Raw genomic sequence first — 14085 nt, 5'->3', positions numbered from 1 at the left:
AAGAGCCCAGTTCACTCGTTGGTGACATTGGGCTCTAGGTTCGTGCCGTTGGCCGCTAGGCTTTGTGACGTTGTTCAGCTCAATTTATGCAGTTTATTTTGTTCCGACTAAAGACACTTTGCGACCGGCCTTATTACCGGCGCTTCTCGACCCAACGCATCCCATTCGGCTCGGTAAACGAGATCGACGTGATGTGGCGCGTGCGGTCGTACTTACCATCGCCTTCGCCGCTGGGTTTGTCTTCGAAGTGGACGACTTCGACGACGTAGCGGCCGGCCCAGGGCAGGGGCAGCGTGACCCGGCCTTTATCATCGGTGCTGAGAGTTTTGCCCCACTTCGACGGTGCGAAAACCGTCAACTCAGTCTTAGCGAGCGGTGCACCGCGTAGCAGCAGTGTGAAATCTTTGCCATTGGCCGCCGCCGGCACCAACTCGAAATCTAACTTAGCCGCGGTCTCGGCGCGTCCTGCTTTGGCATAATAAATCGTGCGGGTCTTGCCGCCCCTTTCGCTGTCTGGGCGCGCGGCGATGCTGTCATCAAAGGCGCGCAGATCGCCGGCGCCTTTGGCGGCGATGTCAAATCCTTCGCTGCGTTTTTCGACGACCAGCATATCTTTGGGTGAGGCCAAGAATGCGCGTAGATTGGTAAAGCGGTCGAGCAAGCCGCCGGCTTTCTCGTGGCGATCGTCGGCATATTCGCCGAAATAGGCTTTGGCCGGACCGTTGCCGTCACGCTCAAGCCAGAGATAGTGCGCCTTAGCTTGGGTGGCAATGGATAAGGCCAATCCCGCGAACGCTAAAATTAACTTGTCGGTCTTCATCATCGGGTATCCTTGATAGGATGACTAGCGATCTGCCGTTGTTTGGACATCCACAAAGATGTGGCGATAAAAGCGCACAACATGATCAGCTGCGCGCCCAGCGTTTCCATGGTCGGATAAATACCGAGAAAAGGGATCGCCTGCGGCGCTGGCAGCGGTGTGGTTGGCACCCACTGGGCGGCCTGCAACTCTTTGATGCCGTTGCCGGCGAATATAAACGCGACAATGTAAAGCAGCGTGCCAGTGGCGGTGAAAAAATATTTCAGCGGAATCTGCATGCCGAGCTTGAGGATCGCAAATGTCGCCAGCAGCAGAACGGCAAACCCCGCGGCAAAGCCCCATAGCACGGCGCCATGGGCGGTTTCGTTTTGCAGCCAAAGCGCTTGATAGAAGAGCACGAGCTCGAAGGCTTCGCGGTAGACCGCGAAGAAGGAGATGCCGACCAGGCCGAGCACGCGGTGGCTGGAGATGCCGGCTTTGACTCTGTCCTCGATGAATTCGCGCCAGCGGCGCGCCTCCGAACGGGTGTGCAGCCAATAGCCGACGTAGAATAATGCAATCGCCGCAAACACCGAGATGAACCCTTCCATGCTCTCGCGGTGTTGGCCGCTGAGCGTCAGCACCGTCTCGGTCGCCAACCAGGTGAGCCCGCCGGCGACCAGCGCTAGAACCCAGCCCAGATGAATGTATTTGGTGACTTCGCTGGCGCCGACGACTTTCAGCATGGCGAGGATGGCGGCGATGATGAGCGACGCTTCCAACCCTTCGCGCAAAATAATCAGCGCCGAGTTGGCGAAGGCGTAATAGCCTGTAAAGCTATCGTCGCTGGCAAGCAGTTTCGCCGCCTGATCGAGTTTGACTTCGATTTCTAAGTGGCGTTTCTGGATCGCTTCGGCCGCCTCGCCTTGCTTCATGGCGTTACGCATCTGGGTGAACTGCGCCTCGATGCCGCGGCCCAGGGCGGCGTCTTTTGCGACCAAGGTGGGCTCGGCAAATTCATAGCCGTCAAGATAGGCTTCGACGGCTTTCTGGTAGGCTCTTTCCTTGTCGCGCTTGCCGTAGAGTTCGACAGCTTCACGCATGAGCCCGCGGGCAATCGACAGCGGATCGGCAAGTTTGGTTTCCAGCATGCCACGACGCAGGTAAGCCAGCAGAGTCATGGCGTCGGCTTGCTGTGGCGCGATCGCCTTCAATCGATCCAACAAGATTTCGTCGGCGCTGGTCGCCAGCGCCGCGGTTGTGCGCAGCTCCGCCGGCAAATTCTTGGCTTTGGCGAGCGCCGCGCCGGCCTTGGCTGCTTCCTCGGTGAAGCGCAGCGAGAAGATGTAGAACGCCACTTGCCAACGTTGTTCTTCGCTGAGCGCAGCGAATGATGCCATCGCGGTGCCGTCGATGCCAAAGGTCGTGGTGTTGTAAGCTTTGAATGGCGATAGACCGCCGATCCGTTCCGGGTCGGTGAAGTTGGCCGGCAGCGGTGTCTTAGGGTTCATCGACTCACGCCCTGGCCCATCGCCTTTGCCGGTGGCGCCGTGGCATTGCGCGCAGTTCTCTTCGTAGATTTTTTTGCCAGTGGCGAGCGCAGGCAGCCGCCTGGGGTACGGTACGATATTGTAGGCGGCGATCAGTTTGTCTTTGGCGCTCTGGGCGAGCTCGGCAACCGCGCTGGGATCGGCTTTGCTGGCGACATGGGCGGCAAGGGTTTCGACCGCTGCTTGGATGCCGGCTTTGTCGCCGTTATCTTGTTGCTTGAGTTGGCTGAACAGTTCCTGGCCGCGCTTAGCGAACTCCTGCATCTCCTGATATTCGTCTTTGCTGAGTATCTTGCCGTCTTTAACCGCGTTTTTGTAATCACTGCCCAGGTAGTCGAGGAGTGCCACCAGTTTGCGTGGTTCGTCGGCCGCTAGCGCCCGATGGGTCAGCACAGGAATTGCCAGCAACGAAACAATAAGTGTGCAGCGCAGGCGGGCCGAGCGGTTGATCATAGTGATCTCATCTCAATGGATGTTTTCCCTTGAGCGTCGAGCGGAAGCCGCGATCTGGCGCGACAGGAGCACCAGCGGCACCAGCGCGATGGCGACCATCACCAGCGCGGGCAGCGCCGCTTCGGCGATGCGTTCGTCCTTGGCCAAGTTGTAAGCTTCTATCGCCAGCGTGTCAAAGTTAAACGGCCGCATGGCAAACGTGGCCGGCAATTCTTTCATGACATCGACAAACACGAGCAGCGCCGCGGTGGCCATGCTGCCGCGCATGATCGGCGCATGCACGCGTACCAGCGTGCGTGCCGGCGACAAGCCCAGGCTGCGCGCGGCATCGTCCATCGACGGTGTCACGCGCGTCAGTCCGGCTTCGACGGTTTGAAAAGCCACAGTCAAAAACCGCACCAGATAGGCATAGATCAAAGCCACCAGGGAGCCGGTTAACAGCAGTCCGGACTTGATGCCGAAGTATTCGCGCAGCAACGCTATCACGGCGTTGTCGATTATCCCGAGCGGAAAAAGAATGCCGACGGCGATCACCGCGCCGGGCAGCGCGTAGCCTAGGACTGCGACGCGATTGGCGCCGTGCACCAGCGGGCTCGTCAGCGTGCGTGCCGCGTAGGCGAGCAGGAGCGCGACGGCGACGGCAGCGACGGCGGCGATGCCGGCGAGAATAAAGGTATTGAAGACCAGGCCGTAGAGGTGCGCGCCGAACTGTACCTCGGGATTGGTGAGCGTGAGTTTGAGCAAGATCGCCGCGGGAATGACAAAGCCAAACGCAATCGGCGCGCTGCACAAAGCGCAAGCACCCCAAGCTCGCCAGCCGCTCAGTGGCTGCGGCGGCATGGGATTGCGCTTGCCGGCGTAGCGCGCCCGGCCGCGCTGGCGGCGCTCGATGGCGAGCATGGTAAAGACAAACACCAGCAAGCAGGTCGCCAGCTGCCCTGCCGCCACCGCATCGCCGAGCGATAGCCAGGCGCGATAGATGCCGGTTGTGAAAGTGTTCACGGCAAAATAAGAAACGGTGCCAAAATCGGCCAGGGTTTCCATCAACGCGAGCGCCGCGCCGGCGACAATGCCGGTGCGCGCCAGCGGCAGCGACACATGCCAAAAGCGTCCCCACACGCCGTAGCCGGCGAGCTGGGCGGCTTCGTGGGTGCTGCGCGATTGATCGATAAAGGCGCTGCGCGCGAGCAAATACACATAAGGATAGAGCGCAAAGGAAAGCATGGCGGCGGCGCCGGGCAGCGAGCGGATTTCCGGGAACCAGTATTCACGCACGCGCCAACCGGTTAGTTCGCGCAGCGTTGTTTGCACTGGCCCGGCCGCTTGCAGCCAATCCGTGTAGGCGTAGGCCATGACGTAGGCTGGCATCGCCATGGGCAGGACCAGTGCCCACTCGAGAATGCGTTGGCCGGGAAATCGATAGTTGGTCACCAGCCAGGCGACTGAAACACCGCTCGTGATCACGCCGACGGCGACGAGCGCGAGCAATAACAAAGTGTTGAGAATGTACTCCGGCAGGACCGTGGAGGCGAGGTGCGACCAGGTCGCTTCGCTGGGCAGAACAATATTCCAGACCACAGCGACGATCGGGGCTACGACCAGCGCTGCCGTGACCAGCGAAACGAAGCCGAGTGCGCCGATGCGATTGAGGGATTCCTCTTTGAAAACGCGCGTGCGAAGCGTGGCCGCGAGCGTTGTCATAGCGAGCTAGCTGCGCTGGACGATCACTTCCAGCCGACTTGATCGGCCATTTTTTGCGCCGCCGCCTGAGTTTCGCCAAGCTTTGCCAGCGGTAAGGAATCGGTGCGGAATCGGCCGAACTGCTCCAGGGCGGGATTGTCGAGCTTGACGCCCTTTACCGTCGGCCATTCATTGTTGCCGTTGGCAAAGTAAGTCTGCGCGGTGTCGCTCGCCAGGTATTCGAGAAACTTAATTCCGCCATCGCGGTTGGGCGCGGTCTTGAGCAGACCGCCGCCCGAGATATTGAGATGGGTGCCCCGATCATTCTGGTTGGGCCAGACGATTTTGACTCTTTCGACCAGCGCTCGGTCCTCCGTTTTGGCCGAGCGCAGCAGGCGCAGGTAGTAGTAGTGATTGGCGAGGGCGATGGAACATTCGCCAACATCGACCGCTTTCAGTTGATCGGTGTCGCCGCCGCGCGGCGGCCGCGCTAGATTGCCGGCCACGCCGCGCGCCCATTCGCGCGCTTTGTCTTCGCCTAAGTGATGGATCATGCTCGAGATGAGCGAGAGGTTATAAGGATGACTGCTTGAGCGCGTGCAAATTTCTTTCTTCCATTTTGGACCCGCCAAGTCTTCGTAGCGCGCGATGTCGCCGGGGCTCACCTTGCTGCGGTCGTAGGCGATGACTCGGGCGCGCGACGAGAAGCCGAACCAGGTGTTGTTGGCGGCACGAAAATGCGCCGGTACTTGCTTGGTCAATACGGCCGACTTGAGCGCTTCAAAAATCCCTGCCTGCTCGGCGCGCCAGATGCGCGCGACATCGACGGTGAGAAAAACATCCGCTGGGCTGGCTGCGCCCTCCGCTTTGATGCGCTCGAAGAGGGCGTCTTCGCCGCCTTCGATGCGGTTGATCTTGATGCCGGTCAGTTTCGTAAAGCCGCTATAGAATGCCTCATCGGTGGAATAGTGGCGCGCGGTGTAGAGGTTCAAAGTTTTTGACTGCGTCTGGGCCACGGCAGACCACGAAAGCAGCGCCAGTGTCAGTGCATAACTCAACAATTTCGCGCGCGAAAAGGGTTTCAAGATTCCTCCGATTGGCCTAGCTCAGTTTCAATGTTGCTACCCGCTGTCAACATGAATGCGAATTCGGCAAACTCTATTTGCTGCGAACCAAATTATAAATCTTCGTATAATCAAAACATCGGGCTTTGTCAATTAGCACTTAAGCTCATGGCGCAGGTATGGGCTGACGGCGAAGCTGCCACCCTACGAGCGCAAACTCAGGCGAAATTGTTGCCTATTGAGGCTCGGGGAAGACGACGGCGTGGGGCAGATGGACTTCGATGGCGATCTGATGGCCGACTGGCCAGTGCACGGGGCGGCGTTGCTCGAAATGAACCGTCGCGCCGGAGGGGAGGCGCAGACGGTAAAGGATTTCGCCGCCGAGAAACTCGCGTTCTTCAACCGTGGCGAGGACGCCGCCGGGTTTGGCGTTGACCGCTTCATGGCGAATCATCACTTGCACCGGCCCGCTAGCGACACGCGTGCCGCAGGGAAATTCGCCGAACTCTGTCTGCACCCGTTCATTGGCGACCACACCCGGAATGAAATCAGCATGGCCAACGAAATTAGCGACAAAGACCGTCGCCGGGCTGTGATAGACGTCCTCCGGTGATCCCACCTGTTGCACTTCGCCATTGCGGATCACCACTACTTTGTCGGCCATGCCGAGGGCTTCCTCCTGGTCGTGGGTGACCAGCACCGCAGCGGTTTTCATCTGGCGCAGGACCGCCGCCACTTCTTTGCGCATTTGCGGTCGCAGCTCCGGATCGAGGCCGTTGAACGCTTCGTCAAGCAAGACCACCGGCGGGCGCGGCGCCAGCGCACGCGCCAGCGCGACGCGCTGCTGTTGGCCGCCGGACAACTCGTGCGGGTAACGCTCGGAGTAGGGTTGCAACTCGGTGACGCGCAGCAGCTCGGCGACGCGGGCCTGATTTTCCGCCTTGTTTTTTTGATTTAGGCCGAACTGGATGTTTTGACTTACGGTGAGATGGGGAAACAGGGCATAGTCCTGAAACACCATGCCAACGCCGCGGGCTTCGGCCGGCAGCCAAATGCTCTGGGCTACGTCGACGACGGTGCGGTCGCCGATGACGATCTTGCCGTCGTTGGGTTTTTCAAATCCGGCAATCAGCCGCAATAAGGTCGTCTTACCGGACCCCGATGGGCCCAACAGAGCCAAGATCTCGCCCGACGCGACCTCGAGATCGCAGCCTTTGACTGCGAACACTTCGTTGAAGCGTTTCGTAATCTTATCGAGTTGGATGACAGCCATAGTGGGTTTCGCGTTTATTATCTAAATCCACGTTAGAGTTCCAGACGCGAGGGCAAAAAAGATACGGCGCTGCCGAGACTTTCGCCCAGGCGAAAAATAACATTTCGATGACTCTCTTGCACTTGACGGGTTCCTCAAATAGCATGCACCCATACCGTGGAAACGCCCAAAATCACCCATGCGCTGGAAGACTACCTCAAAGCGATCTACCAACTGGCCGATGAAAACCAGCCGGTGATCGCCGCGCGCATCGCCGCCGAGACCGGAGTTTCGCCTTCGACGATATTCGCCACGCTGCGCCGCCTTGCCAGTGAAGGCTACGTGACCATTAACCGGCGCAAAGAAATCCATCTGACCGAAGACGGCCGCAAGGTCGCTGAGAAAATCGTGCGGCGCCACTTTCTGACGGAGCGCTTCTTGACCGACCTGTTGGGTCTGGACTGGGTCAAGGCGCATCAAGAGGCCCATCGCCTTGAGCATGCGATCTCGCAAGAGGTGGAAGAGCGCTTGGCCAAACTATTAAGCAACCCGACCACTTGTCCGCATGGCAATCCGATTCCCGGTACCGGTTCCGGCAAGCTTCCCAAGACGGTGCCGCTAAGCGAAGCGTCCGACGGACAGCAAGTTCAGCTCGATTTCATTACCGAAGGTGGCGAACGAGACGTGCGGCTTTTGGGGTTCTTGGAAAATCACGGCCTGGTGCCGGGAGCCAGAGTCAACGTCGTCGATGTCGCGCCATCTCTTGGCATGATGACGCTCAAAGTCGGTGCCGACGAATTCTCCTTGGGCATCGAAGCCGCCAAAAAAATCCGCGTCCACTAAACTACAAGAACGTTCAAATCGTTCCAACGGTTCAAGCCGTTCAAACCGTCAGCCCATCCACGTTAGCTTTGGTTGGGCGCGTTCTCGGCGAGTACGGTGGTGAGAAATTCAATCTGGTCGTGGATCGACGCGTCGCGGTCCAATAGGATGACGTCCTGGCCGCGCACCTTGCAGCGCCCGCTATGAGTCCTATAACCGATCTCCCGCAGCAACTTCTCAGTGCGGATCTCGATGTTCTTTTGCTTTGCGCCGGCGATCAACTGTTGTAGCTTTACTTCTGCTTTGTTTTTAGCTTGCGCCATGCATTGGGCTCCGCTGTGTGGAATGTTTCGATTATCGCGTAATTTGTAAGATTTTCAACTAGACGCTCGCTTCGAGACTTGTTATAGGCGGAGAGATTCTACGAAAGGAACGCCCCATGCAAATCATCGACGCCGACGGCCACGTCAACGACCGGCCGCACATGGACGAAATCTCGAAGTTCATGCCGGCGGGCAATCGCCAAGAAGTTTTTCCTGCCTTCGATCACATTCATTTTCATTATCTAGAAGGCGGCGAGAAAGAATCGATACCCGCCGTAGCGCCTGCAGCAGCAGGTTTCTTTGTCGGCGAGCAACCCGGACTTGGGCGAAGCCGTGGCGGAAATAGAAGCCGATTATAAAGCGAAAGAGATCTCGATCGGTGCGCGCTGCAGCATTTGGGCATGGACTCGATTGGAGTTTACTATCCGGTGCACGCTTTAGGCCATCCCTTCGGCCTCATGACCCAAGCCGCAGCGATGTTGTCCTACGGCGTGTTCGATCGCTTTCCGAAATTGCGCGTCGGCTTTCTCGAAGGCGGCGTGACCTAGGTGCCGTTCTTCCTGGAGCGCGACGATATCAATCAGGCGGATAAAGCCGCGGTGCTGGCGACCAACGCCAAGCGGTTTTATGGCATAGAAAAGTAGGCAATAGGCAATAGTCTGACACGGAGAAAAAGATGGCCGGCACAGCTACGGAAACGCGGGTTAAAGGTCCAATCGTTTGGTTGGACATGGATCAGAAAGCACTAGACGACGCCTACGACCAGACCGTCTACGCACCGAATCAACCGCTGTTGGCATTGCGGCGCAAAGTCGCCAGCGAGTCGGTGTTGAAGCGCATGCCGCCGGAGCGGCGCGCTTATGGGTCGAGCGAAATCGAGAAGCTCGACATCTATAAGACCAAAAAGCCCAATGCGCCGGTGATGGTTTTTACCCACGGCGGCGCGTGGCGCAATGGCGCGGCGAGGGATTTTGCTTTCGCGGCGGAGATGTTCGTCAACGCGGGGGCGCATTACGTGATTTTAGATTTCGTTCAGATCGCTGACGCCGGCGGCAATTTGCTGCCGATGGCGCAACAAGTGCGCAGCGCCGTGGCGTGGGTTTACAAGAACGCGGCGAGCTTTGGCGGCGACCCAAATAGAATTTACCTGTCGGGCCACTCCTCGGGCGGGCATCTCACCGGGTGCATACTCGTCACCGATTGGCAAAAAGAGTTTGGTTTGCCGCCGAACATCGTCAAAGGCGGTTTGTGCGTCAGCGGCATGTACGACTTAAAACCGGTGCGCATGTCCAAGCGCAGCGAGTATGTAAAATTCACCGACGAGGTGGAAGAGAAGCTCAGCTCGCAGCGCCATCTCGATAAACTAAACTGTCCGGTGACACTCGCCTATGGCACGCAGGAGACGCCCGAGTTTCAGCGCCAAAACCGCGACTTCGCCGCAGCGCTGAAAGCCGCCGGCAAACCGGTGGAACTTTTGGTTGGCGAAGGGCTCAATCACTTCGAGATGCAGGAAACCATGGGCAACCCCTACGGTATCGGCGGACGCGCCGCGTTGGCGCTGATGGGGTTGAGTGTGGGCGGGTAGCGTGTCGGGTTGAACCTTCAGACCGATCGGTCGGATCCGTCGGATCAGCATAATCGATCACCCAGCGAGGGTTAGTTCTTTTGTCCTGGCTCTGTCCGGTAGCCTTTCCCCTTGCACTTATTCACCCTCGAATCGTCGTACTCAGGCAGACGTGCTGGCGTATTCAAAAGCTGCGCGACCAACCCTTCGTTGGGCTGACCGGGCACGAGTCCGGGGCCGAGACGCCAATGGGCTTACTTTTTTCAGATCATCGAGGTTGTTTAGATCTAACGCGATTCTCGGCATGGGTTCTCCTAGCTCAGCAGGTGCCCGCGCTGGCTTCGCGGACATGAATTTTGGTCGCGAGAAATTTCTTAATCGTATCGATATTCGTCCTGGTATGCGCTGACAACGGCAGGGTGGTAAACACGCCGCCTTTCGCTAAGGCCAACGGCAACAGCAACTGATCCGCCAGATGCTCGCTAACGGGAGCGCTCGACGCCAGATAGCGCCGCGCCTTGGCGCAGGCGCGTTCCGCTACGGTTTCCGCACGCACGCCGAGCTCGCCGAAACCAGTGGAAATCTCGGTGACGCGGTCGCTCTCGATTTCCAACATGACGATATTACCCGGACCCGGTGACGAAACATGTTCGACTCTTACTTCGTCCTGCGTCAGCGCGAACTTTTTAGCGATGACGGCAAGCTCGCGCTCGCCGATGCTGCGCGGCAGGTTGGCCACCAGCGCGCGCGCGAGCTTGCGGCGCACTTGGCCGCGCTGGGTCAGATCGAGCGATTTCAACTGAGCGGCGGGTTGAATAGCAACTGTCATCGCGCCGCCGCCTGCCGGATAGAATCCCGCCTTGAGCAGTTCGCATTGAATGTTCGTGCCGATACGGTGTAGCACCGGCAAATAGACCTTCTCGCGGCCCTCACCGCCGCCAGATGCTGGCGCAACAGCCCCGGCCGCTTGCGACCGGCGCGAATCTTTTCGATACGAAACGGCGTGCGCGTCGCGCGACTGAGCGTCAACGCGGTGCGCAGAATCTGCCCGCCGCCTTCGTGGTAGGAACCGTCGATAACCAACATAAATAATTATGAAAGCGGAATTATGAAGGTGGAATTGTCCGAACTCTTCTTTCATACTTCCGCTTTCATCTTTCATCCTTTCAACTCGCGCCTCAAGCCTATCCTTTCACACACACCACCTGCCGCAGCGTATGCGCAATCTCGACTAAATCCTTCTGCGCGTTCATGACATCGTCGATGTTCTTGTACGCCATTGGGGTTTCGTCGATAACATTGGCGTCTTTTCGGCATTCGACGCCAGCAGTGGCTTTGATGTGATCGTCAATCGTAAAACGGCGCTTGGCTTCGTTGCGCGACATGGCGCGGCCGGCGCCGTGGCTGCAGCTTTCGAAGCTCTCGAGATTGCCGAGGCCGCGCACGATGTACGAGCGCGCCCCCATGCTGCCGGGGATAATCCCCATGTCGCCCTTGCCGGCGCGCACCGCGCCTTTGCGGGTGACGAACACGGCATGGCCGTAGTGCTCTTCGCGGGCGACGTAGTTATGATGGCAATTCACCGCCGTTTCAGTCAGTGAAAACTCCGGCAGCTCGCGGCAATTTTCCACCGCTTCGACCAGCTGCTCCATCATCAGTTTACGGTTGTACATGGCAAACTCCTGCGCCCAGTGCACGGCATCCACATAGTCTTCGAAGTGCTCGCTGCCTTCTTCGAAGTAAGCGAGGTCGCGATCCGGCAGATTCGCGATATGCTTGCGCATATCGTTGCGCGCCAGATCGATGAAAAAGGTCCCGATGCGATTGCCGACGCCGCGTGACCCGCTATGGAGCATGAACCAAACCCGGTCACTTTCGTCCAGGCACACTTCGATGAAGTGGTTGCCGGTGCCGAGGGTGCCCAAGTGATTCACATCATTGCCGCGATCTAAGTTTGGATACTTTTCCGTGATCGCTTTGTAGCCCATCTCGAGCTGGCGCCACACGCCGATCTGGCGCTTGGGGATTTCGCCCCACGCGCCGCGGTCGCCCTTGCGCCCGTTGTTGGTGCGTCCGTGCGGCACGCCTTTTCAATTGCCGAGCGCACGCTGCGCAGGTTGTCTGGCAGTTGGCTGGCGTTCAACGTTGTTCGCACCGCCATCATGCCGCAGCCGATATCGACGCCGACGGCGGCTGGGATGATCGCGCCTTTGGTGGGGATCACACTCCCTACAGTAGCGCCGATGCCCCAATGCACGTCCGGCATCGCCGCCACCCATTTGTAGACGAACGGCATGGTCGCGACGTTGCGCAGCTGCTTCTCCGCTGAACCTTCAATGGCGACGCCCTTGGTCCAGGCCTTGATGGGCACGCCATTCTCTGGCTGAATCAGGTTGTAGTTGCTCTCTGACATATTTCCCCCACGGGCGGCGACAAGTTCTTGAAGAAGCGTTTTCTCGTTGCTCTGTCCTGAGCTAGCGCAGTTGACTGCGCTTCAGGACTTGCACCCGAAGACCCGCGAGGCCATGCAGTTGCTTCGGCATTCGCCGCTAGTTTCAATATTCTATCGCTTTTCGCACCATTCTTTCTAACCGCATTTAGTGGCGACAAATTGTTGAAGGAAACATTGCTCTCCCGCTGAGCTATGGCCCGTTTGACGGAGCCAGGGGGAGTCGAACCCGCGACCCATGTAGTTATCTTCGGCATTCGCTACGTGCATCCCTGAGGGCAACCCGCCGGTTGCCCCTACAAGTTTCTGGGCCGACAAGTTTTTGTTGAGACATCCGTACTAGGGTTGTGATGTAATCCCAACAGCATTCGGCGCCACGATTTTCGTGGGGGCGACCGGTGGGTCGCCCTGGGTTTATCGGAGCTGACAAGTTTGTCGTCGAGACAGAACATGTCGCAAATGTAGTTTCGACTGCATTCAGCCCCGGTTAAAGTTAATTCAAACTCACGGCTTCGATCTCACCGACCCAATGATCGGCGTTCAGTGAACCTTGCGCAAAGCGCGCGATCACGTCGAATACCGCATCCGAGAAGCCGCCGCCGATATTCAAAATATCTGCGCGCTCCTGCGCTTGGGTCGTGGCGTACGGCTGCAAGTCGATGCAGACCAACTTTGCCGCCGGGTTGCGCGCCTTGAAGCGCTGCCACTCGGCCATCGTTGCTGTGCCGCGGCCATGGCCTGCGTCGATCCACGCCTCGTTATCGGAGACGAAGATCACCAGATCACCTTTGGCTTTGCGCTCGTTCAACTGCGCCAACGGCGCGCTGCAGTTGGTCCCACCGCCGCCGATGGCAGCGAGCTTGGCCGCATTGGTTATCACGCTATCGCGCGGGTTGAGCGCCAACGGCACGACGTCCTGCTCAAAGGGCAAGACCGCCGCCGACGGATTCTTGCGCACCACCGCGGCGGCGACCAGCGCCGCGACATCGATCGCCCGCACGGCGCTGGTTGCACCCTTGCGGTAGCCGGTGATCGCGCTCGACATCAAACCCGACACATCCGGGCAGACGTAGACCTTGCCGGCGAAGCAGGGCACGTTTGCGATCGCCACTTCCATGGCGTCCTGCAACGCCTCGGGGATCGCTCCAGGAATTGCTGCATCGGCCGTGGTGTAGGCCACCATCAACTGATACGGAAATGCCCGCGCCTTGCGGATCGCTTTCGGATCGCGCAAGCGCGCCGCGATCCTTTCCACCAAAGCCGCATCGGCAAATACGCCGTGGCGAGCAAAGGTGTTCAAGTTCATGCGGGTGGTCTGCCATGAAGCGCGCTCAGCGATTTTCTTCCAAGCCAAATCGCTCAAGTCCACCGCGGTCAACTTCATAAACGGCACGTCGGGAACCTCGGTGGTATCACCCGCCTTGAAAGCCTCGCACGCACGAACTACAGCCGGCAGCGACTCAGCATCGTGCGAACGCCCCAACAGGTAGCCGTACAGAGCTTCCTGCTCCTCAGTCTTCGGCTTCGGATGCACCATCTTGATCACATCTTCGATGGACGGATCCTGCCCGATGGCGGCGCGGAACAAGTCGCTCTCATCTTGACGGTCGAACCAGCTTTGCACCAGACGCTTAGGCGCCGTGCCCAAAGACTTCCGACCGACGGCGCCAGAGCGCAGGATCTGCACGAGGTTGCGCAGCATCTTGCCGTTGTCGATGACACGAACGAAGGTTGCCTGCATCAACTCAGTGTCGCGAGTCGACAACGACGCGCACAACAGCGCCGGCATGTCCTTCATGAGGCTTTGCTCGCGGCAATAGACCGCGGTCTTGGCGACGAACTCGGGATCGAGCCCGTTGCTCAAACCTAGAACCCTGTCTAGTTGCTCGCTTTCCGACGCATAGAAAGTCGCATTCAAACAGCCGGTCGCCCGCGAGCTGCGCCAACTGATGCTTGGGCGAAAACCTTGCCTCACAAATAGTGAAACAGCTTGTTTCGCAATCGTTGACTCCGTTGCGGCTTCATTGTTGTCAGCAACGTAAACCAAGGCTGCAGAAATAGAAAAGCGAATACACTTTACCTCCGCTACTGCACGCATAGTCTCGCTAAATCAAGCAGTTGTAGTTTTC

Annotated in this window: 9 protein-coding genes and 3 pseudogenes; 3 read left to right on the top strand and 9 right to left on the bottom strand. The window is 58.6% G+C overall.

Features of this window, described 5'->3' with window-relative positions; translation table 11 throughout:
- Nucleotides 1-133: 133 nt before the first annotated feature.
- The 5 genes from FJ145_07625 to FJ145_07605 form a co-directional block, all read right to left on the bottom strand.
- Nucleotides 134-820: a DUF4198 domain-containing protein gene (locus FJ145_07625; GenBank protein ID MBM4261295.1), complete on the bottom strand. Its 687-nt coding sequence runs from the start codon at nt 818-820 to the stop codon at nt 134-136.
- The gene (locus tag FJ145_07620) at nt 820-2802 is read right to left on the bottom strand and encodes a c-type cytochrome (GenBank protein MBM4261294.1); all 1983 of its coding nucleotides are present in this window, start codon (nt 2800-2802) and stop codon (nt 820-822) included. Before FJ145_07620 ends, FJ145_07625 begins: the two co-directional genes overlap by 1 nt.
- Before the next feature lie 12 nt (nt 2803-2814).
- Complete coding sequence (locus tag FJ145_07615) at nt 2815-4503, bottom strand: iron ABC transporter permease (GenBank protein MBM4261293.1); 1689 nt, start codon at nt 4501-4503, stop codon at nt 2815-2817.
- 23 nt (nt 4504-4526) lie between these two features.
- The gene (locus tag FJ145_07610) at nt 4527-5543 is read right to left on the bottom strand and encodes a Fe(3+) ABC transporter substrate-binding protein (protein MBM4261292.1); all 1017 of its coding nucleotides are present in this window, start codon (nt 5541-5543) and stop codon (nt 4527-4529) included.
- A 238-nt stretch (nt 5544-5781) separates the two neighbouring features.
- The gene (locus FJ145_07605; GenBank protein ID MBM4261291.1) at nt 5782-6819 is read right to left on the bottom strand and encodes an ABC transporter ATP-binding protein; all 1038 of its coding nucleotides are present in this window, start codon (nt 6817-6819) and stop codon (nt 5782-5784) included.
- A 156-nt stretch (nt 6820-6975) separates the two neighbouring features.
- Here FJ145_07605 and FJ145_07600 point away from each other — a divergent pair, with 156 nt between their 5' ends.
- A complete protein-coding gene (locus tag FJ145_07600) occupies nt 6976-7641 on the top strand; it encodes a metal-dependent transcriptional regulator (GenBank protein ID MBM4261290.1) in 666 nt (221 codons plus the stop codon).
- A gap of 62 nt (nt 7642-7703) precedes the next feature.
- On the opposite strand, the gene FJ145_07595 is transcribed toward FJ145_07600, so the two are convergent.
- Nucleotides 7704-7943 (bottom strand): hypothetical protein, encoded by a 240-nt coding sequence (locus FJ145_07595; GenBank protein MBM4261289.1) that lies wholly within the window; start codon nt 7941-7943, stop codon nt 7704-7706.
- A 116-nt stretch (nt 7944-8059) separates the two neighbouring features.
- On the opposite strand from FJ145_07595, the gene FJ145_07590 reads away from it, so the two are divergent.
- A complete protein-coding gene (locus tag FJ145_07590) occupies nt 8060-8302 on the top strand; it encodes a hypothetical protein (GenBank protein ID MBM4261288.1) in 243 nt (80 codons plus the stop codon).
- A gap of 317 nt (nt 8303-8619) precedes the next feature.
- Nucleotides 8620-9528 (top strand): alpha/beta hydrolase, encoded by a 909-nt coding sequence (locus FJ145_07585; protein MBM4261287.1) that lies wholly within the window; start codon nt 8620-8622, stop codon nt 9526-9528.
- Nucleotides 9529-9826: 298 nt separating this feature from the next.
- On the opposite strand, the pseudogene FJ145_07580 reads toward FJ145_07585, so the two are convergent.
- The 3 pseudogenes from FJ145_07580 to FJ145_07570 form a co-directional block, all read right to left on the bottom strand.
- Nucleotides 9827-10593: pseudogene (locus tag FJ145_07580) on the bottom strand (RNA 3'-terminal phosphate cyclase).
- Between the two features lie 98 nt (nt 10594-10691).
- A pseudogene (locus tag FJ145_07575) lies at nt 10692-11920 on the bottom strand (RtcB family protein).
- Between the two features lie 529 nt (nt 11921-12449).
- Nucleotides 12450-13935 (bottom strand): annotated as a pseudogene (locus FJ145_07570) (TROVE domain-containing protein).
- Between the last annotated feature and the right edge of the window lie 150 nt (nt 13936-14085).

It is taken from the genome of Deltaproteobacteria bacterium (assembly GCA_016874755.1).
GTDB lineage: Bacteria > Desulfobacterota > Binatia > UBA9968 > UBA9968 > DP-20.
This window is presented reverse-complemented; position numbering and strand designations above follow the sequence as displayed.